This is a genomic window from Pantoea sp. BS_8, from assembly GCF_041954965.1.
GTDB lineage: Bacteria > Pseudomonadota > Gammaproteobacteria > Enterobacterales > Enterobacteriaceae > Pantoea > Pantoea stewartii.
This window is the reverse complement of record NZ_JAVAXU010000001.1, coordinates 915,587-936,372: the sequence shown is the minus strand read 5'-3', so window position 1 is coordinate 936,372 and position 20,786 is coordinate 915,587. Positions and strand designations below refer to the sequence as shown.

Below are 20,786 nucleotides of genomic sequence, written 5' to 3'. Positions count from 1 at the left end.
TGAGGTAGAGAAATGCAGAATGTCCTGGCAGAACAGCAAACTTATTCGGATAACAGCCTGTTGCTGGATGTCCGAGAACACCATGTGCCGCGTGGCATCGTTACCGCACATCCGCTGGTGATCGAACGCGCGAAAGGCAGCGAAGTATGGGATGTGGAAGGGAACCGCTATCTGGATTTCGTGGGCGGCATCGGCGTACTGAACGTCGGTCATAACCATCCTGCGGTCGTTAATGCCGTGACCCGTCAGCTCGGCCTGGTGTCGCATGCCTGTTTTCAGGTTGTGGCCTATCCCGGCTATATCGAACTGGCACAGCGCCTGAATAAGCTGGTCGGCGGTGAAGATCATTATAAAAGTGTTTTCTTCACCAGCGGCGCAGAAGCCGTCGAGAATGCGGTAAAAATTGCGCGAGCTTATACGCAACGTCCCGGCATTATCGCTTTTGACGGGGCGTTCCACGGTCGTACCTTGCTGGGCGTCACGCTGACCGGCATGTCTGCGCCGTACAAACAGAATTTCGGTCCGTTCCCGAGTGATGTGTATCGTCTGCCGTTCCCGAATCCGTTGCACGGTGTCACGGAGGCCGACTGTCTGAAGGCGCTGGAGCAGCTGTTTGCGGTGCAGATTCTGCCGGAGCGCGTGGCCGCCATTATCATTGAACCGGTGCAGGGCGATGGCGGCTTCTTACCGGCCGGTCCCGCGTTTATGCAGGCCCTGCGCCGCATTACCACCCAGCACGGCATTGTGTTGATCTGTGATGAAATCCAGAGCGGCTTTGGCCGTACCGGCACCATGTTTGCCTTCCAGCAACTTGGCATCAAACCGGATTTGGTCACGACGGCGAAGAGTCTGGCGGGCGGGTTGCCGATTTCGGGCGTGGTAGGTAAAGCCGAGATCATGGACAGCCCGGCGCCGGGCGGACTGGGCGGGACCTATGGCGGTAACGCGCTGGCCTGTGCGGCGGCCCTCGCGGTACTGGATATCTTTGAGCAGGAAAATTTGCTGGCGCGTTCTTGTCAGTTAGGTGAGCAACTGAATCAGCGTCTGCGTCAGCTGGCAGACAAGTATGCCTGTATTGGCGATGTGCGCGGCGTAGGTTTTATGCAGGCCGTTGAGATTCTGGATGTGGACACACACAAACCCGACAGTGCACTGACGCAAAAGATCCTCGACTGCGCCTGTCAGGAAGGGTTGCTGCTGATTAAATGTGGCTTGCATCGCAATACCATACGTTTCCTTGCACCGTTAGTGACCACCGATTCGCAACTTGAAGAGGCGCTGCATATTTTCGATATCGCGCTGGCGCGGGCGACCGGTCGTTTGTAACTGCACTGGCCCTCATTGACAAGGCAGCCACCCGGGATGCGGTCCACCAGGCCGCAACCGGGTGTCACGCTGGCGCATTTTTTGCAAAGCGTGATAAGCCCGGGATTTTTTGTGTTACAAAAAAGTAGCGCAGTTGTTATTTTAAAAGGCGTATTTTAAGGAGTAACAAAAGTGCGCTTTGCGCGAGTACACAGCGTATTTCTGGGTAGTCACGAACGTCCAGTACAGCGGTAAACAATGAGGGGTGCTATGAACGGCTTAATGAAACTCGATCGCATCGATATCAATATTCTGGTGCAACTACAAAAAGATGGCCGTATCAGCAACGTTAATCTCGCCGATGCCGTCGGGCTTTCCCCGAGCCCTTGCCTGCAACGCGTCAAGCGCCTGGAACAGGCGGGATTCATCACGGGCTATGAAGCGCACGTTAATCTCACCAAAATTACCGATTCCGTCACCGTCTTTACCGAAGTCACGCTTAACGGACACCGCCGCGAAGACTTTATGAAGTTTGAAGCTGCGATGCGTGACGTCGATGAGCTGATGGAGTGCCATCTGATTACCGGCGGTTACGATTACCTTCTGCGCTTTATCACCCGCAGTATTGAGCACTACCAGGACGTGATTGAGAAGATGCTTGATGCCCAAATCGGCATTGATAAATACTTCAGCTACATCGTGATCAAATCCCCGGTCATGAAAAGCAGTGTGCCCCTGCGCTCACTGATCGGCAAACATAACGCGATGGAATACGGAAGCCAGTAGCCCGCGCAGTAAGAACGCTTTTTCGCGATGACAGGTACGAATGCAACATCGCCTGGGCGCGAAATCCATCACTGACCGTTGATATTTTTTTGATCGACTACCCTTTAAGTCTGCACGGACTAAGAGGGGAAGGCGACCATGAGTACCAAAACCAGTGATTTTTTTGTCCAGCGTCTCAAGGCGTGGGGCGTTACGCGCATTTATGGCTATCCGGGCGATGGCATCAACGGTGTTTTAGGGGCCATTCAGCGTGCCAACGAACAGGGTGACGGCATTGAATTTATCCAGGTCCGTCACGAAGAAATGGCCGCCTTTATGGCCGCCGGACATGCCAAATTTACCGGCGAGCTTGGCGTTTGTCTGTCAACGGGCGGCCCGGGTGCGACACATCTTCTGACCGGGCTCTACGATGCCAAAATGGATCACGCACCGGTTCTCGCCATTGCCGGGCAGGCGGAAGCGACCGCTCGCGGTGCCAGTTATCAGCAGGAAATGAACCTTGACCGGATTTTTTCCGACGTGGCTAATTTTGTGCAGGAAGCCTCCGCGCCTGCGCAGGTCCGCCATCTGATTGACCGTGGCGTTCGTATTGCCATTGCACAGAATGGCGTGGCGGTGGTGATCGTCCCGAAAGATATTCAGGACGAAGCCTGGCAGGCGCCTCCGCACCTTCACGGTTTTACCCATTCTGGCAGCGGCTATCAGCGCCCCAAAGTTGTCCCTTACGACCATGATCTGCAACGTGCTGCGGAGGTGCTGAACAGCGGGAAAAAGGTCGCCATCCTGATTGGTTCTGGAGCCCGCGATGCGGCGACAGAAGTGGTGAAAGCGGCTAATCTGTTGGGCGCGGGCGTGGCAAAAGCGTTGTTAGGTAAAGATGTGCTGCCGGATGATGCCCCTTTTGTAACCGGCGCTATTGGTTTACTTGGCACGGGGCCCTCCTGGGAAATGATGCAACACTGCGACACGCTGCTGATGATCGGTAGCGGCTTTCCCTGGACGGAATTTCTGCCGAAAGAAGGTCAGGCACGCGCAGTACAGATTGATATCGATCCTGCCATGCTGGGCCTGCGTTATCCTTGTGAAGTGAATCTGCACGGCGATGCCGCAGAAACGTTGCGTGCTTTATTACCTTTGCTGGAGCACAAAACCGATCGTCGCTGGCAGGAGGATATTGCACGTCAGGTACAAGAGTGGTGGACACTGATGGAAACGCGAGCGCATGCTCCTGCCAATCCTGTTAATCCGCAGCGTGTGGTATGGGAAATGTCGCCGCAACTGCCGGACGATGCCATTGTGACCTCCGATTCCGGCTCCTGTGCCAACTGGTTTGCGCGTGACTATCGTGTAAAACAGGGCCAGCGCGCCTCACTGTCCGGCGGCCTGGCCTGTATGGGGGCGGCGGTGCCCTACGCGATTGCGGCCAAATTTGCCCATCCGCACAAGCCGGTTGTGGCGCTGGTGGGAGACGGGGCGATGCAGATGAATAATATGGCTGAGCTGATCACCATTCAGAAATACTGGCAACAATGGGCCGATCCGCGCCTGATTGTTTGTGTATTCAATAATCAGGACCTCAATCAGGTGACCTGGGAACAGCGCGTGATGGAGGGCAATCCGCGCTTCGAAGCAACCCAGCAACTGCCGAACGTTAACTATGCTGAGTTCGCTGAATCCCTGGGATTGACAGGGATCTATGTGGATAATCCGGATGCGCTCGCAGGTGCATGGCAACGGGCGCTCAGCGCTGACCGGCCTGTACTGCTGGAGGTAAAAACCGATCCGGAAGTCGCGCCTCTGCCGCCACATATCACGTTCAGTCAGGCCAAATCCTTTATGGCCTCCATGGTTAAAGGGGATCGTGGCGCGGTCCAGATTCTCAGTGACACGGCCAGCCAACTTTTTCATAAAAAACAGTAGCGGGTAAATTTTCACTCGCCCTGCGGCAAGACTCTGCTTGCTGCCGGCCATGCGGATGTCCGGCAGCCCTTTGCTAAACCGATAACAGGAGCCTGATCATGGGAACAAACACACAACCGGTGTGGCTGATTTCTGGATGTTCAACGTGATTTGGCCGTGAACTGGCGCAGCAGACCATCGCCCGCGGATTCCGGGTGGTCGTAACTGCACGCCATCGATCAGCGATCACCGATCTGGTTGACGGCCATCCGAACGCGATCGCGGTTGAACTGGATGTGACGCAACAACACAGTATTGATAAGGCGGTCAACAAAGCGCTTGAAACGTTCGGCACCCTTGACGTACTGGTCAATAATGCGGGTTACGGTTACCAAAGTTCCGTCGAAGAAGGGGAAGACAAGGCCATACGCGCACAGTTTGATGCCAACGTTTTCGGTCTGTTTGCTCTGACGCGTGCGGTACTGCCGGCTATGCGCACCGCGCGACGGGGCCACATTATGAATATCACCTCCGTGGCAGGATTTATCGGCTTTGCCAGCTCAGGTTATTATGCTGCCAGTAAGCACGCCGTAGAGGGCTGGTCTGACTCGCTCGCCCAGGAGGTGGGTCCGTTAGGGATTCACGTGACCTGTATTGAACCCGGCCCGTTTCGTACCGACTGGGCAGGACGTTCCCTGCATCAGACCCCGAGCACCTTACCGGATTATGCCGAAACCGCTGCCGCCAGGATGAAGGCGACGGCGGCGTACAGCGGCACGCAGAAAGGTGACCCTGTTCGTGCGGCGAGCGCGATGATCGCCATTGCTGAACACCCTGAACCGCCGCGCCACGTGGTGATGGGAGCATGGGGTTATGAGGCGGTGACGGAAAAACTCAAAGCGCGACTGGCACAGGTAGAAGCCTGGAAACAGACATCATTATCAACCGATTTTCCTGATTAAACAGCCGGATAAGCCCTGACCGCTCTATGGCATGGATGCCCTATGGCGTTGAGCGGTTTACTCTCAGACCTGTCCGGTGTCCTGCGCTTCACAGACAAATTCACCTTCGCTTCACTAAGTCGTCACCTCTTTGTCATCTGATCCCGTCACGCTGTAGCCATCCCGCAGTCCACCGGCTGCGAAATCCCCCTTACGCTGTGAGGATTTATTTGTGATGGAGTTATCCAGACATCCGACCACTGTGTATCAGGCCGTTGCGGCGCAACTGGAGCAGGCTGTTCAGGAGCGTTATCGCAGTGGTGACTATCTTCCTTCGGAGCAACAGCTGGCCGATCACTATGCCGTTAACCGCCACACCTTACGTCGGGCGGTTGATGAACTGGTGAATAAAGGGTTGCTGCAGCGTCGCCACGGCGTCGGCATTTTGGTGTTAATGCGCCCGTATGATTATCCGCTCCATGCGCAGGCCCGCTTCAGCCAGAACTTACTGGAACAGGGCAGCGATCCCACCAGTGAGCGCCTGCTGGCCGTATTGCGTCCTGCCAGTACAGACGTCGCGGCCGCATTAGGCGTGAACGAAGGCGACAACGTCATTCATCTGCGCACGCTGCGCCGGGTCAATGGCCTGCCGGTGTGCCTGATTAATCACTTCCTGCCCGACCTCAGTTGGTGGCCGCAGCTACAACGCTTTACCAGCGGCTCGCTCCACGACTTCCTGCGGCAGCACACCGGCAAGCAACTGGTGCGCACGCAAACGCGCATCAGCACCCGTCGGGCTCAGGCCAAAGAGTGCAAGCAGCTGGAGATCGCACTGCATTCCCCCTTGTTGTGCGTGCGCACCCTGAATAAAACCACCGATGGTGCGATGGCGGAGTACTCCGTCAGCCTGACGCGTGGCGACATGATTGAACTCACTCTGGAGCACGAATGAAACAGCAAACGGCACGCCAGCACTGGCTTTCGGTGTTGGCCCACAGCAGCGCCGCCGAGCTTGACGCGCTCTGGCAGCCGCTCAACCTTACGCCGGCATTTACGCTGATCCGACCGGCTGAAATTGGCCTGACACGGTTGCAGGCCCGCATGGGCGCGACGGGCAAACGTTTTGTGATGGGCGATGCCACCGTCACGCGCGCGGTCGTCCGGCTAAACGATGGCACCCTGGGCTACAGCTACCTGCTGGGCCGGGATAAAGTCCACGCCGAGCGCTGTGCCCTAATGGATGCGCTGTTGCAGCAGACGGGCACCGCCGAGCTGTTACAGGAAAAGATTATTACCCCACTGGCGGCCTTACGCGACGAGCAGCGTCAGCTGCGTGCACGTGAAATCGCCAGTAGCAAAGTGGACTTCTTTACGCTGGTACGCGGAGACAATGAATGACTTTACTGGCAAGTTTTCATCACCCGGTTGCGGATGCGCAGCATGCTTTTCGCCGCATTCTGAAAGCCATGAGCGAACCTGGCGTTATGGTATCGCTGCCGCTGCAACAGGGCTGGGGCGCACTTTCTCCCGCCGCCACTGCCGTGCTGCTGACCCTGGTCGATCAGGAAAGCCCCCTATGGCTGGACCCACAGGTCGATAATCAGACGCTGCGCGATAACCTGCGTTTTCATACTGGCGCACCGATTACCGACAGCAGTGATGCGGCATTTGCGTTAAGTCACGCGACCGCTCAGCCTAATCCGGCCGACTTTTCCGCGGGTGATAACCTGGCACCTGAGAAAAGCACCACGCTGATTATTGAGGTACCTGCGCTGAACGGTGGCCTGGCATTACGGTTGACAGGGCCGGGACTGCGCGAAGCACGCGCCATTGCGCCACAACTGCCGGAAAGCGTGATCGACTACCTGCGTGCCCGCCCGCATCCGTTTCCTCAGGGTGTGGATCTCATCTTTACCTGTGGCGAAGCGATGATGGCGGTGCCACGGACAACCCACGTTGAGGTGTGCTCATGTACGTAGCCGTGAAAGGGGGCGAAAAAGCCATTGCTAACGCCCATCACCTGCAGGCGGATGTGCGGCGCGGCGATCGCGCGGTGCCTGAATTATCCTGCGACCAGGTCGCGCAGCAGCTCGGTCTGGCGGTAGATCGGGTGATGACGGAAGGTGGCATTTACGATCCCGCGCTGGCGGCGCTGGCGATTAAGCAGGCCAGCGGCGATCTGGTGGAGGCCATTTTCCTGCTGCGTGCCTATCGCACAACCCTGCCGCGGCTGGCGCAAAGCACGCCGTTAGCTACCGGTAGCATGCGAATCGAGCGACGCATCTCGGCGGTGTATAAGGATTTACCCGGCGGTCAGGTACTCGGGCCGACCTACGACTACAGTCACCGTCTGCTGGACTTTACGTTGATGGCAAATGGCGAAACACCGCCGCCGCCGCGCAGTGAGCAGGCGCTGCCGGAACACTGTCCGCATATGTTCAGCATGATGAGCGAGGAAGGCTTTGCGGAGGCAGAACACGACGATGGCAGCGAACCCACGGATATCACCCGTGAGCCGATGGGCTTTCCCGCCTCGCGCGCGGCACGTCTTCAGCAACTGGTGCGCGGCGACGAAGGGTTTCTGCTGTCGTTGGGCTATTCCACGCAGCGTGGCTATGGCCGCACGCACCCCTTTGCCGGTGAAATCCGTACCGGATACGTCAGCGTCAGCATTTGTCCGGAAGAGCTGGGTTTTGAACTGGAGATCGGGGAAATGCTGCTGACCGAATGCGAAATGGTCAACGGTTTTACGCACGACGGCGAAAGCGCCCCGCACTTTACGCGGGGTTATGGCCTGGTCTTTGGCCGGGCTGAACGTAAAGCCATGTCCATGGCGCTGGTGGATCGGGCGCTACAGACGCGTGAACACCATGAACGCATTACCAGCCCGGCGCAGGACGAGGAGTTTGTGCTGTCCCATGCGGATAACGTCGAAGCCGCAGGTTTTGTGTCCCACTTAAAACTGCCGCACTACGTCGATTTCCAGGCGGAACTGGAACTGCTGAAACGTCTGCGCCAGGACTATCAGGAGCAGCAAAATGGCTGAACTCAGCGGCTATAACAACGGCTATCTTGACGAACAAACCAAACGTACGATCCGACGCGCCATCCTGAAAGCCGTGGCGATTCCCGGCTATCAGGTGCCGTTTGCCGGACGTGAAATGCCGATGCCTTATGGCTGGGGCACCGGCGGCATTCAAATTACCGCCAGCGTGATTGGCGACAAAGACGTTCTGAAAGTTATCGACCAGGGCGCGGACGATACCACCAATGCGGTCTCGATCCGCCGTTTCTTTCAGCGCGTCAGCGGTGCGGCGACGACCGAGCGCACAGTGGACGCCACGCTGATCCAGACGCGCCACCGTATTCCGGAAACGCCGCTGCAAGAAGATCAGATCCTGATTTTCCAGGTGCCGATTCCCGAGCCGCTGCGCTTTATTGAGCCTCGCGAAACGGAAACCCGCACCATGCATGCGCTGGAAGAGTACGGCATCATGCAGGTCAAACTGTACGAAGATATCGCCCGTTTTGGTCACATCGCCACCACCTATGCCTATCCGGTAAAGGTCAACGATCGCTATGTGATGGATCCGTCGCCGATCCCCAAATTCGATAACCCCAAGATGCACATGATGCCCGCGCTCCAGCTGTTTGGTGCCGGTCGTGAAAAACGCATCTATGCCTTGCCGCCCTATACCAAAGTTGAAAGCCTCGATTTCGACGATCATCCCTTCACCGTGCAGCAGTGGGACGAACCCTGTGCGCTCTGTGGTTCGCGCCACAGCTATCTGGATGAGGTGGTGATGGACGACCAGGGCACGCGCATGTTTGTGTGCTCCGATACCGATTTTTGCCACCAGCAGCAGGAACAACACCATGCACAGTGAACAACCGCTGCTCGCGGTGAACAACCTTACGCATCTGTATGCGCCAGGAAAAGGCTTTGAAGACGTCAGTTTTGATCTCTATCCGGGCGAGGTTCTGGGTATCGTCGGGGAATCCGGATCGGGCAAAACCACCCTGTTGCGTAGCCTGTCAGCGCGGCTGGCACCGCAGGCAGGCGCGATTCATTATCTGCAACGCGATCTGTATCAAATGAGCGAAAGCGACCGCCGCCGCTTACTGCGCACGGCGTGGGGCGTGGTCCACCAGCATCCGCTGGAAGGTTTGCGCCCTCAGGTCACGGCGGGCGGCAATATCGGCGAGCGCCTGATGGCCGTCGGTCACCGCCATTACGGCGAGATCCGCGCGCAAGCCAGCCACTGGCTGCAGGCGGTGGAAATCGCAGCTAACCGCATCGATGATCTGCCGACAACCTTTTCCGGCGGCATGCAGCAGCGTCTGCAAATCGCCCGCAATCTGGTCACCCAGCCGAAGCTGGTGTTTATGGATGAACCGACCGGCGGCCTGGACGTCTCGGTGCAGGCACGGTTACTGGATCTGCTGCGTACGCTGGTGCGGGAACTCAATCTGGCGGTGGTGATTGTGACGCACGATCTGGGCGTGGCGCGCCTGCTGGCGCATCGCCTGCTGGTGATGAAGCAGGGCCGGGTGGTGGAAAGTGGCTTAACTGACCGCGTGCTGGATGACCCGCATCATCCTTACACGCAACTGCTGGTTTCATCGGTGCTCAACTAATGGCGACGGCGACTATGAAAACGCAACTGCGCGTAGAAAATTTGTGCAAAACCTTTGTGTTGCACAATCAAAACGGGGCGGCGCTGCCGGTATTACAGAATGCCTGCCTGGACGTCAGTCAGGGCGAATGCGTGGTACTGCACGGGCATTCCGGCAGCGGGAAATCCACCCTGCTGCGTGCCCTGTACGGTAACTATCAGGCCAACAGCGGCCACATCTGGGTACAGCATCAGGATGAGTGGGTGGATATGGCGCAGGCACCGGCCCGTCAGATTATTGCCATTCGTCGCGATACTATCGGCTGGGTCAGTCAGTTTCTGCGCGTCATCCCGCGCGTGCCGACGCTGGAGATCGTGATGCAGCCGTTGCTGGAGCGCGGCGTGGAACGCGGCTTCTGCGAAGCCCGCGCGAAAGAGCTGCTGACGCGACTTAACGTACCGCAGCGCCTCTGGTCTCTGGCCCCCTCAACCTTTTCGGGAGGCGAGCAGCAGCGCGTCAATATCGCCCGCGGCTTTATCGCGGACTATCCGGTGTTGTTACTGGACGAACCCACAGCGTCACTCGACAGTGTCAACAGTGCCGCGGTCGTGGGCCTGATTGAGCAGGCGCGTGAACGCGGCGCGGCAATCGTGGGGATCTTTCATGATGAAGCGGTGCGGGAACGTGTGGCCGATTGCCTGCACGTCATGCAGCCCTTCAAAACAGGGGCAGAAGCATGATCATTAATAACGTAAAGCTGGTGCTGGAAAATGAGGTTGTTGCCGGTTCGCTGGAGTTTCGCGAAGACCGTATTACCAACTTTAGCGAAACGAACAGCCAGCTGGCCAGTGCGCTGGATGGCGAAGGCGCGTATCTGCTGCCGGGCCTGGTGGAGTTGCATACCGATAACCTGGACAAATTTTTCACCCCACGGCCTAAAGTCGACTGGCCGGCGCACTCGGCGATGAGCAGCCACGATGCGCTGATGGTGGCCAGCGGCATCACCACCGTGCTGGATGCTATCGGCGTGGGGGATGTGCGTGATGGCGGCCACCGACTGGAAAATCTCAGTAAAATGATTGGCGCGATTCGTGACAGCAACCAAAAGGGGCTTAATCGCGCGGAGCATTTACTGCATCTGCGCTGTGAGCTGCCGCATCATACAACGCTGCCGCTATTTGAAGCCTTGCTGTCCTCACCCGAGCTGTCGCTGGTGTCGCTGATGGATCACTCACCGGGCCAGCGTCAGTATGCGTCGCTGGAAAAGTACCGGGAATACTACCAGGGAAAATACCAGCTGAATGACGAGCAGATGGATGCGTTTGAGCGCGAGCAACTGGAACTGGCCGAGGCCTGGTCACAGCCCAATCGTCTGGCGATTGCCGCGCTGTGCCGCGATCACGGCATCGCGATCGCCAGTCATGACGATGCGACTGTTGACCATGTCGAAGAGTCGCACGCCGTGGGCAGTGCGATTGCCGAGTTTCCCACCACGCTGGAGGCGGCGAAAGCTTCGCGCTACCGCAACATGCAGGTGTTAATGGGCGCGCCCAACATTGTTCGCGGCGGTTCGCATTCCGGCAACGTGGCCGCCTGGGAGCTGGCCGCTCACGGCATGCTGGATATCCTGTCGTCGGACTACTATCCCGCCAGCCTGCTGGATGCGGCGTTCCGCCTGGCCGCCGATGAGCGCAATACGCTCTCTTTGCCTCAGGCCATTGCGCTGGTGACGTGCAATCCGGCACGTGCGCTGGGGCTGGAAGATCGTGGCGTGATCAGCGAAGGCTGCCGCGCCGACCTGGTCCTGGCGCATACTCAACATGGCCATCCCCATATTCGCCATGTCTGGTGTAAAGGTCGGCAGGTGTACTGATGGCCCGGCTCATCTGGCTTATCGGCCCGTCCGGTTCAGGCAAAGACAGCCTGCTGGACCGGCTGCGCGAGGCACCGCCTGAGGGCTTGCTGATTGCTCATCGCTATATTACGCGCCCCCATGATGTAGGGGGCGAAAACCATATCGCCCTGACGGAAGCGGAATTTATCCGGCGCGATGCGCTGGGGTTATTTGCCGTCAGCTGGCAGGCGCACGGTTTTTATTACGGCGTGGGCAGTGAAATCGACCACTGGCTGGCGTGCGGGCAAAACGTGCTGGTCAACGGATCGCGCCAGCATCTGGAACACGTCCGGGCACGTTACGGCACGCGACTGTTACCGCTATGCCTTGAGGTGTCGTCTGCGGTACTGGCCGCACGGTTACGCCAGCGTGGCCGTGAGAGCGAAGCGGCGATCGCCCAACGGCTGGCACGGGCTGACCGGCATCAGCCAGAAGGCTGCCTGCGGCTGAATAACGATGGCGCACTCGAAGAGACCGTACAACAGTTACGTCAGCTGCTGGAGGGCGCCTCATGAAACTGACCCTGCTCGGTACGGGCGGCGTAACCGGGGCACCCGTGTTCGGTTGTGACTGTGTCGCCTGTTTGCGCGCCCGTCAGTTTGCCCGTTATCGCCGCGCGCCTACAAGCGCGTTAATCGAAGCCGGACGTGAACGTATTTTACTGGATGCGGGCTTACCCTTGCTGGCAGAACGGTTTCAGCCTGAGGATATCAACCGGATTCTGCTGACGCACTATCATATGGATCATGTGCAGGGCTTATTTACCCTGCGCTGGGGCAAAGGAAAACCGATTCCCGTCTGGGGGCCGCCGGATGAAAAGGGCTGTGACGACTTGTTTAAACATCCCGGCTTACTGGATTTCCGGCCCGCGTTAACCCCCTTCGTGGCCCAGTCATTTGGCGACCTGCGGGTGACGCCCTTACCACTCCAGCATTCACGGCTTACGCATGGCTATCTGTTTGACTGGCACGGTGCCCGGCTGGCCTGGCTGTGTGATACCTGCGGTCTGCCGCCGGATACCGCGGATTTCCTTCGTGGACAAACGCTGGACCACCTGGTGGTGGACTGCAACGATCCCCCCGGTCAGGGCGGGCGTAACCATAACGATGTGACCGCGGCCCTGACCATCATCGAGGCACTGAAACCCCACCAGGCCTGGCTGATTCATCTGAGTCACGATATGGACAACTGGCTGGCCGAGCATCCGCTACCGGCCTCGGTGCAGGCGGCGCATGACGGCCTGTCGCTGTCTCTGGACGCCGTTTTGCCTGTCATCGTTTAATCACATAACCGTAATACAGCTTTCATCCCCGGTGTTCTTAATATAGCGGTCTCTCGTCAGGTTCCTGCTGCGTGAGCAGGGCCTGCTGTCCCTGCTGCCAGCAAAGGCACTGAGCCAACAGGTACGGGCCAGACAGGGTAATGAAGCCCCGGATTCAGCGTCGGGTGCACAGAACGTTAACTGGAACAACGGAGAACATCATGGCACAGGCACTGCTGAAAACGGTGGTCGATAACGTCACGTCGTTGACCCACTCCGGCGGGCAAAAAGTGTTATCTGTTCAGGGATTGAGCAAAGCCTACGGTAGCAACAAAGTCCTCGATAATGTCAGTTTCGATTTGCATGCGGGTGAATTAGTGGCGGTGATTGGTCGCTCTGGCGCAGGCAAATCGACATTGCTGCATATGCTGAACGGCACCATTTCGGCCTCGCAGGGCGCAATCATCAGCCTGCATCACGGCGAAGCCGATCGCAATGTAGTCAACCTCAGTAGCCGCCAGATGCGCGAATGGCGTGCGCAGTGCGGCATGATTTTTCAGGATTTCTGCCTGGTGCCGCGTCTTGACGTGCTGACCAACGTGCTGCTGGGTCGTCTCAGCCAGACGTCGACGCTGAAATCGTTTTTCAAAGTCTTCTCTGACGCCGACCGCGCCCGCGCGATTCAACTGCTGGAGTGGATGAACATGCTACCGCAGGCGTTACAGCGTGCCGAAAACCTTTCAGGTGGACAAATGCAGCGCGTGGCGATCTGTCGGGCGCTGATGCAAAACCCCAAAATTCTGCTGGCCGACGAACCGGTTGCCTCTCTCGATCCCAAAAATACCACCCGCATTATGGACGTTCTGCGCCAGGTGAGTGAACAGGGCATCAGCGTGATGGTTAACCTGCACTCGATCGAGCTGGTGAAAAGTTACTGCACCCGCGTCATCGGGATTCAACGCGGTGTGGTGCTCTTTGACGGCCATCCTTCTGACCTGACCGACGGCCTGCTGCATCAGCTGTACGGCGATGAATTCAACCAGATCCACTAACTATCACAGCAAGAGAACAAGGCTAATGAAAATCAAAGCTTTCGCGTTATTGACTACGGCACTGCTTACCTTTGGCGTTAATGCAGCGGATGCACCTAAAGAACTGAATCTGGGCATTTTGGGCGGTCAGAACGCCACCCAGCAGATTGGTGATAACCAGTGTGTGAAATCCTTCTTTGATAAAGAACTGCACGTGGATACCAAAATCCGCAACTCGTCCGACTATTCCGGCGTAATTCAGGGCCTGCTGGGTGGCAAAGTGGATCTGGTGCTGAGCATGTCGCCGTCGTCTTACGCCTCGGTGTATATTCAGGACCCGAAAGCCGTCGATTTAGTCGGCATTGTCGTGGATGACAAAGATCAGTCTCGCGGTTATCACTCTGTCGTGATTGTGAAAGCTGACAGTCCTTACAAAAAGCTGGAAGATCTGAAAGGCAAATCGTTTGGGATGGCCGATCCGGATTCCACGTCAGGCTTCCTGGTACCCAATCAGGCCTTTAAAAAGCTGTTTGGCGGCAACATCGACAACAAATACAACAATTTCTTTTCCAGCGTAACCTTCTCCGGTGGTCATGAGCAGGACATCCTGGGCGTACTGAATAATCAGTTCGACGGCGCCGTCACCTGGACCTCCATGGTGGGGGATTACAATAAGGGCTACACCTCCGGTGCGTTTGGCCGCCTGATCCGTATGGATCATCCTGACCTGATGAAACAGATCCGCATCATCTGGCAGTCACCGTTAATTCCTAACGGGCCTATCCTCGTGAGCAATAAACTGCCCGCCGATTTCAAAGCGAAAGTGATTGCTGCCATCAAAAAACTGGATAAAGACGACCACGCCTGTTTCACCAAAGCCGTAGGCGGCCAGCAGCACATTGGCAAAACCTCTGTGGCTGACTTCCAGAACATCATCGACATGAAGCGCGAGCTGATGAAAGGCGCGCGCGGCTAACGGTACAGCCGTTGACGTTGAGCCAGCGAGCCGCCCGCCGGGGTGCGGGCGGCCCGTTATCACAGACAGATTTCCCTTTCTCTGCTGACTTTGCCACACATCAATCTGAGAACACCGCCGTGACCGACTTCGAACGCTATTATCAACGCATCCGCCGCCAACAGAAGCGTGACTCGCTCGTCTGGTCACTGGTGCTGGTGGGGCTTTACCTGGCGGCGGCGAATATGGCCGAGTTCAATCTCGTGACCATCTGGCAATCCTTACCGCACTTTTTTGATTACCTGCACGAAATCATGCCCGTATTGCATCTGCCGGTGTTATTTGCGGATGGCAAGACAGAAGGATCGCTGGCTTACTGGGGCTATCGTCTGAATATCCAGCTGCCGTTGATATGGGAAACATTGCAGCTGGCGCTGGCCTCCACGCTGATTGCGGTGGTGATAGCGGGCGTGCTGGCCTTCTTTGCGGCCGATAACACACAAACGCCAGCCAGTCTGCGCATGGCGATTCGCGCTTTTGTCGCCTTTCTACGCACCATGCCGGAACTGGCCTGGGCGGTAATGTTTGTGATGGCATTTGGCATCGGAGCGATTCCCGGCTTTCTGGCGCTGGCGCTGCACACCATTGGCAGCCTGACCAAACTGTTTTATGAAGCCATTGAGTCCGCCTCGGATAAACCGGTGCGCGGGCTGGCGGCCTGCGGTGCCAGCAAACTGCAACGGATGCGCTATGCCTTCTGGCCGCAGGTGAAGCCGGTTTTTCTGTCATACAGCTTTATGCGCCTGGAAGTTAATTTCCGTTCGTCGACCATCCTGGGGCTGGTGGGGGCGGGCGGCATTGGTCAGGAGTTAATGACCAATATTAAACTGGATCGCTTTGATCAGGTCAGCATGACGCTGCTGCTGATTTTGATTGTGGTCTCGCTACTGGACACCGTTTCTGGCCGCCTGCGCCGTCGCGTTGTGGAGGAATAACCATGGTTACGCTTGCGCCCGATATCAGCGCGATGAAACAGCAGCATCCCGCGTTGTTTGCTGCACAAAACCGCTATCTGCGTCGCCTTGCCATGCTGGCCCTGGCGCTGGTGCTCTATTATGTCTTTTTCTTTATGGTGTTTGGCATCGAATGGAACCGCCTGCTCACAGGATGCCAGCAACTGGGCCGCTATTTTCTGCGCATGTTTGTCTGGCAGGACTTCGTGAACTGGCCGTTTGGCTACTATTTCTCTCAGGTCGGCATTACGCTGGCGATTGTGTTTGCCGGCACGCTGACCGCCACGCTGCTGGCGCTGCCGCTCTCGTTTCTGGCGGCGCGTAATGTGATGCATGACAAGGTTGCCCGTCCCATTGCGTTTGTTGTGCGTCGCCTGTTCGATATGCTGCGCGGCATTGATATGGCGATCTGGGGCCTGATTTTTGTTCGCGCGGTCGGCATGGGGCCGCTGGCCGGGGTGCTGGCGATTATCCTGCAGGACATTGGTCTGTTAGGTAAGCTCTATTCCGAAGGCCACGAAGCGGTTGAGCGTTCACCCAGTCGCGGCCTGGGCGCGCTGGGCGCCAACAGTCTGCAGAAACACCGGTTCGGTATTTTCACCCAGTCCTTCCCACAGTTTCTGGCACTGAGCCTGTATCAGATCGAGTCCAATACCCGCTCAGCGGCGGTGCTTGGCTTTGTCGGCGCGGGCGGTGTCGGCCTGGTGTACGCGGAGAACATGCGCCTGTGGAACTGGGATGTGGTGATGTTCCTGACGATCATCCTGGTTGTCGTGGTCATGGTGATGGATGCCATCTCCAGCCGCCTGCGTAAACGCTATATCATCGGGAAGCCGGTGCCGTTGTGGCAGCCTGGCGGGCACGATTAAGCCGCGCGCTGCGCTGCCAGGCGCGCTGAAGCGCCTGCACCAGCTGCGCTGCCTGCCAGGGTTTCGCCAGTCGTTCACACAACGGCAACGTGACGGGCTGGTGACGCAGATCCTGGCCGCTGATGAGCAATGTAGCCAACTGCGGCCACTTTTGCTGTGCCTGACGAATCACCTCCGCACCGTTAATCTCACCCGGCAACATCAAATCGCTGATCAGCAAATCGATATCCGGCGTCTGGTGCAGCAGCGCCAGCGCCGCTTCGCCCGTGTCACACTCCAGCGTCAGGTAACCCAGTTGGTGCAGATGTTCACACAGGATTTGCCGCACAGCCGGTTCATCATCCAGCACCAGAACTAACCGGTCCTGCGCGGCATCCGGCTGCGCCGGGTGCGAGGCGACGGATCGGACCGCCGGGACATCGGGTGCGCGGGGCAGCAACAGCCGTACGGTGGTGCCCTGGCCCGGCGCGGTTTCCAGCTCTACCTGTCCGCCCGACTGACGAACAAAACCGTAGACCATCGACAGGCCCAGGCCGCTACCGGTACCGGTTGTTTTGGTGGTAAAGAAGGGTTCAAACACCTGCGCACGCACTTCTTCTGACATGCCGCAACCGTGATCGATGACCTCAATGGTGACCCGGTCTCGCTTTTCACCGCGCTCAGTGCGGCGCTGGTTCCAGATACGCAGACGGATCTCGCCGCTTTGTCCGGCCATCGCATCTCTGGCATTCACCACCAGATTCATGACCGCATTCTCTAACTGACTGGCATCAATCCAGGCAGGCCAGCCGGGCCGTTGGGCATCAATAATCAGGTGTTGACCGGGCAACAGCGAATGTTGCAGCAGCCCCTGCAGGTTTTCCACTAACGACACGACCGACACCGCATGCGGATTCAGGGTTTGCTTACGCGAAAAGGCCAGCAGTCGCTGGGTCAACAGAGCTGCCCGATCCGCCGCCTGGCGGGCGCGTTCTATCCGGCTCGCAAGAGGGCCGGGCGGCAGTTGCCCCTCGGTTAACGCCAGGCTGCCGATAATGACGGCCAGCAGATTGTTGAAATCATGCGCGATGCCGCCGGTCAGCTGACCTACCGCTTTCATTTTCTGGCTGTGTACCAGCGCTTCTTCCAGCACCTTCCGTGAGGTGCGCTCCAGCACCGTATTCACGCTACCGCGCCGGGGGACCGGGCTGAAGCGCAGTTCTACGGTGCGGCCATCGGCCAGCCTGACTTCCTGTGGTTCCGCCAGATCGTGCAGGTGTATATCAAGCTGCGCCAGCAGATGCTGGTAGTGCAGTCCCCGCTGCAAATCCCGCGGTGCGATGCCCAGAAGCTGCGGATACTGATCGTTCCACACCACCAATTCGCCGCTGTTATCAAACAGGGCAAAGCCATCACGCATTGCCAGAAAGGTGGATTCAAGTTGGGTACTTTTCTCTTTTAGCAGACGCGACGTATGGGCCAGCGAGGCGGTATTACGGGCAAACACATTGAAGGCGCGCGCCAGCTCGCCCAGTTCATCCCGGCGCTGAAGGCCCGGCACGCTGACATTGTGTTCCCCCTGGGCCAGCCGGGTCATTGCGGCGGCAATGGCGGTCAGGCTGGACCCCAGGTTGCGGTAGATGTAGTACCCGGTATAGACGGTGATGGCGAGTGCCAACAGGGCAGAAAGCAGGATAAAGCCACTGACCGAATCCCGTTGTCGGTGAGTGGCAATGTTACGCTGATCACTTTGCCGGGCTACCTGCTGAACGTACGCGGTAATGTCATCATTCAGCGCGGCTACGAGCGCCTTGATACGGTAGGTGGCATAGGCGATGGACAGATCGCTCTGTTCCAGCGCTGCCGCCAACGGGATCAGGCTGCGTTGGGTTTCCAGTAACTGCTGCACGTTGTCACCCAACGCCCCCGATGCGACCACGTTGCGCCATTGCGTCATCACCTGCTGCAACTGATCAATGACCGCGGTCGAGGAGGGCGTACGAATCGCAATATCCAGTAGCCTGCCGGTCTGCTGGCGCAACGCGAAATCGGGTGCGCCGGTTCCGTTGCGGTGTGCCAGGTCATTAATGCGTTCCAGCAGCAGCTGTGACTGCCATAACCCGCTGAGCACAAGATTGCGCTGCAAATGACGTTCATGGCCCTTACGCAGCAACAGACTCACAGACTGCTCAAGCATCAGACTGCGTGCACGCAGTCGGGCCACGCGTTCAGGCTCGCGTGCAGCCAGCGGCGTACTGGCCAGCAGGGCGAGTGAATGTTGCAGGGCCTGCTGATTCTGCTGCAGTCGTCGCGATTCGCTCTGATATTCCAGCGCGCCCACGACCTGAGATAACCGCACGGCGGTGATGGCGACATTCGCGGTATTGCGCGCCAGCGCCAGGCTGCCGTTCATATCGGCCAGCGTCTGAGCCTGAGCCTGTTCCTGAAGGCTTCCGGCATGGCGAAAGCTGGTAATGGCCACCACGCTCACCATCAGGGTGACGCACACAACTAATAAATGCGACAGCAACAGGCGACCGCGCGCCCCGACCTGCCACGGCAAACTGCGTTGCATCAATACGCTCTCCGGCCATGCGACGATAGGGCGAGTATAAAAGTGAGTGCGAAGCGGAATATGACAAATATGAATGGCCGCTGACATTATCCATTTATCTTCTCCTGCTTAACTCGCGGCTATCCATAATCAGCAGGAGCGGGGCGATGACAGCTAAGCCGATACTTGAAATGCGTCAGATCACCCGGCGTTTTGGCCACTTCTACGCACTGAAAGGCGTTGACCTGACCGTTTATCCTGGCGAGGTGCATGCGCTGATGGGGGAAAATGGCGCGGGCAAAAGCACCCTGATGAAGATTCTGGCGGGGGCCTATACGGCCACCAGCGGCGAGGTGTTGATCAACGGCGAGCCGTATCCGCTTAAAGGACCGAAAGCGGCATTAGCGGCCGGGATTACGCTGATCTATCAGGAAATCAACCTTGCTCCGAATCTCACCGTGGCAGAAAACATCTTTCTGGGAAGCGAAATCACCCGTGCTGGCATGGTCAGGCGTCACCAGATGGCCCGTGAAGCGCAGCAGGTTATTAACCACTTAGGCGCGCAGTTCAGCGCAACGGACAAAGTCAGCAGGCTGAGCATTGCCGAGCAGCAACAGGTGGAGATTGCGCGCGCCCTGCATCGCAACAGCCGTATTCTGGTGATGGATGAGCCCACCGCCGCCTTATCCAGCCGCGAAACTGAACAACTCTTTGCCCTGATCAAACGGCTGCGCAGCCAGGGAATGGCGATTATCTACATCAGTCATCGCATGGCGGAAGTGTATGAGCTGTCGGATCGCGTCAGCGTACTGCGCGACGGGCAGTACGTCGGCAGTCTGACGCGCGACAACCTTAACGCCAGCGAACTGGTGCGCATGATGGTGGGACGCCCACTCAGCGATCTGTTCAATAAAGACCGCACCATTCCTCGCGGCGAGGTGCGTCTGGCTCTGCACAACCTGTCCGATGGCGGCAAGGTACAGCCCTGTAGCCTTAACGTGCGGGCAGGCGAAATTGTTGGCTTGGCCGGCCTGGTTGGTGCGGGACGCAGCGAACTGGCCCAGCTGATTTTTGGCGTGCACCGGCTTCAGCAGGGTGAAATCTGGGTGGACGGCCAGAAGGTAGAGATTCACTCCCCAAGAGAAGCGATTGCGCACGGCATTGGCTTTCTGACCGAGAACCGCAAAGAGCAGGGATTATTCCTTGAAATGGCTGCACAGGAAAACATCGTGATGGCCACGCTGGAACGGGATGCGCAGTACGGCATGCTGAACCGCCGTCAAGCCAGAAAGATCGCCAGCGAGGCGATTGCCGCGCTCAATATCCGGGTTCCCCACGCGCTGGTGCGGGCAGGAGGCCTGTCCGGTGGCAACCAACAGAAGCTGCTGATTTCCCGCTGGATTGCCATTGGTCCGCGCATTCTCATCCTGGATGAGCCGACGCGCGGCGTGGACGTCGGGGCCAAAAGCGAGATTTACCGCATGATGCAGGATATGGCGCGGCAGGGCGTGGCCATTCTGATGATCTCCAGTGAATTACCGGAAGTGGTCGGCATGAGTGACCGGGTTTATGTGATGCATGAAGGCACTATCGCAGGGGAACTGGCAGGTAACGAGATTAGTCAGGAAAACATCATGACGCTGGCAACCGGTGCGTATAGCGCATCACCGCTTGAAGTATGA

19 protein-coding genes and 1 pseudogene are annotated in these 20,786 nt (G+C 57.9%); 19 read left to right on the top strand and 1 reads right to left on the bottom strand.

What is annotated here, in order from left to right:
* Positions 1-12 precede the first annotated feature (12 nt).
* The 18 genes and pseudogenes from gabT (at position 13) to phnE (RAC65_RS04210) (ending at position 16,571) form a co-directional block, all read left to right on the top strand.
* Positions 13-1,326, top strand: a complete 1,314-nt coding sequence (gabT, locus tag RAC65_RS04295; protein ID WP_033740353.1) for a 4-aminobutyrate--2-oxoglutarate transaminase — start codon at positions 13-15, stop codon at positions 1,324-1,326.
* Positions 1,327-1,575: 249 nt separating this feature from the next.
* Complete coding sequence (locus RAC65_RS04290; RefSeq protein WP_033740352.1) at positions 1,576-2,091, top strand: Lrp/AsnC family transcriptional regulator; 516 nt, start codon at positions 1,576-1,578, stop codon at positions 2,089-2,091.
* A 138-nt stretch (positions 2,092-2,229) separates the two neighbouring features.
* On the top strand, positions 2,230-4,011 hold the full coding sequence (locus RAC65_RS04285; protein WP_039338040.1) for a thiamine pyrophosphate-requiring protein: 1,782 nt from the start codon (positions 2,230-2,232) through the stop codon (positions 4,009-4,011).
* A gap of 98 nt (positions 4,012-4,109) precedes the next feature.
* A pseudogene (locus RAC65_RS04280) lies at positions 4,110-4,952 on the top strand (oxidoreductase).
* 214 nt (positions 4,953-5,166) lie between these two features.
* Entirely contained in the window at positions 5,167-5,883 is a 717-nt protein-coding gene (gene phnF, locus RAC65_RS04275) for a phosphonate metabolism transcriptional regulator PhnF (RefSeq protein ID WP_006119641.1), read from the top strand.
* Positions 5,880-6,329 carry a phosphonate C-P lyase system protein PhnG gene (gene phnG / locus RAC65_RS04270; RefSeq protein WP_185199300.1) on the top strand — a complete coding sequence of 150 codons (450 nt, stop codon included), beginning with the start codon at positions 5,880-5,882 and terminating at the stop codon, positions 6,327-6,329. The genes phnF and phnG overlap by 4 nt, the downstream gene beginning before the upstream one ends.
* Positions 6,326-6,910, top strand: a complete 585-nt coding sequence (gene phnH / locus RAC65_RS04265) for a phosphonate C-P lyase system protein PhnH (protein ID WP_033739495.1) — start codon at positions 6,326-6,328, stop codon at positions 6,908-6,910. The genes phnG and phnH overlap by 4 nt, the downstream gene beginning before the upstream one ends.
* The gene (locus RAC65_RS04260; protein WP_033739493.1) at positions 6,901-7,977 is read left to right on the top strand and encodes a carbon-phosphorus lyase complex subunit PhnI; all 1,077 of its coding nucleotides are present in this window, start codon (positions 6,901-6,903) and stop codon (positions 7,975-7,977) included. The genes phnH and RAC65_RS04260 overlap by 10 nt, the downstream gene beginning before the upstream one ends.
* The gene (locus tag RAC65_RS04255) at positions 7,970-8,818 is read left to right on the top strand and encodes an alpha-D-ribose 1-methylphosphonate 5-phosphate C-P-lyase PhnJ (RefSeq protein WP_006119637.1); all 849 of its coding nucleotides are present in this window, start codon (positions 7,970-7,972) and stop codon (positions 8,816-8,818) included. The genes RAC65_RS04260 and RAC65_RS04255 overlap by 8 nt, the downstream gene beginning before the upstream one ends.
* A complete protein-coding gene (phnK, locus tag RAC65_RS04250) occupies positions 8,808-9,569 on the top strand; it encodes a phosphonate C-P lyase system protein PhnK (RefSeq protein ID WP_006119636.1) in 762 nt (253 codons plus the stop codon). Before RAC65_RS04255 ends, phnK begins: the two co-directional genes overlap by 11 nt.
* Positions 9,569-10,288: a phosphonate C-P lyase system protein PhnL gene (gene phnL, locus RAC65_RS04245; RefSeq protein WP_375096394.1), complete on the top strand. Its 720-nt coding sequence runs from the start codon at positions 9,569-9,571 to the stop codon at positions 10,286-10,288. The genes phnK and phnL overlap by 1 nt, the downstream gene beginning before the upstream one ends.
* A complete protein-coding gene (phnM, locus tag RAC65_RS04240; protein ID WP_039338201.1) occupies positions 10,285-11,421 on the top strand; it encodes an alpha-D-ribose 1-methylphosphonate 5-triphosphate diphosphatase in 1,137 nt (378 codons plus the stop codon). The genes phnL and phnM overlap by 4 nt, the downstream gene beginning before the upstream one ends.
* Entirely contained in the window at positions 11,421-11,957 is a 537-nt protein-coding gene (gene phnN / locus RAC65_RS04235; RefSeq protein WP_006119633.1) for a ribose 1,5-bisphosphokinase, read from the top strand. Before phnM ends, phnN begins: the two co-directional genes overlap by 1 nt.
* On the top strand, positions 11,954-12,724 hold the full coding sequence (phnP, locus tag RAC65_RS04230; protein WP_375096393.1) for a phosphonate metabolism protein PhnP: 771 nt from the start codon (positions 11,954-11,956) through the stop codon (positions 12,722-12,724). Before phnN ends, phnP begins: the two co-directional genes overlap by 4 nt.
* A gap of 200 nt (positions 12,725-12,924) precedes the next feature.
* Positions 12,925-13,755, top strand: coding sequence for a phosphonate ABC transporter ATP-binding protein (phnC, locus tag RAC65_RS04225; RefSeq protein WP_006119631.1), 831 nt, complete (start codon positions 12,925-12,927; stop codon positions 13,753-13,755).
* Positions 13,756-13,780: 25 nt separating this feature from the next.
* Complete coding sequence (gene phnD, locus RAC65_RS04220; RefSeq protein WP_006119630.1) at positions 13,781-14,710, top strand: phosphonate ABC transporter substrate-binding protein; 930 nt, start codon at positions 13,781-13,783, stop codon at positions 14,708-14,710.
* Positions 14,711-14,829: 119 nt separating this feature from the next.
* A complete protein-coding gene (phnE, locus tag RAC65_RS04215) occupies positions 14,830-15,684 on the top strand; it encodes a phosphonate ABC transporter, permease protein PhnE (protein WP_033739498.1) in 855 nt (284 codons plus the stop codon).
* A 2-nt stretch (positions 15,685-15,686) separates the two neighbouring features.
* Positions 15,687-16,571, top strand: a complete 885-nt coding sequence (phnE, locus tag RAC65_RS04210; protein ID WP_033739486.1) for a phosphonate ABC transporter, permease protein PhnE — start codon at positions 15,687-15,689, stop codon at positions 16,569-16,571.
* Here phnE (RAC65_RS04210) and RAC65_RS04205 read toward each other — a convergent pair.
* Positions 16,525-19,125: an ATP-binding protein gene (locus tag RAC65_RS04205; protein WP_375096457.1), complete on the bottom strand. Its 2,601-nt coding sequence runs from the start codon at positions 19,123-19,125 to the stop codon at positions 16,525-16,527. The two genes, phnE (RAC65_RS04210) and RAC65_RS04205, sit on opposite strands and share 47 nt — an antisense overlap.
* 146 nt (positions 19,126-19,271) lie before the next feature.
* Here RAC65_RS04205 and RAC65_RS04200 point away from each other — a divergent pair, with 146 nt between their 5' ends.
* The gene (locus RAC65_RS04200) at positions 19,272-20,786 is read left to right on the top strand and encodes a sugar ABC transporter ATP-binding protein (protein ID WP_054633544.1); all 1,515 of its coding nucleotides are present in this window, start codon (positions 19,272-19,274) and stop codon (positions 20,784-20,786) included.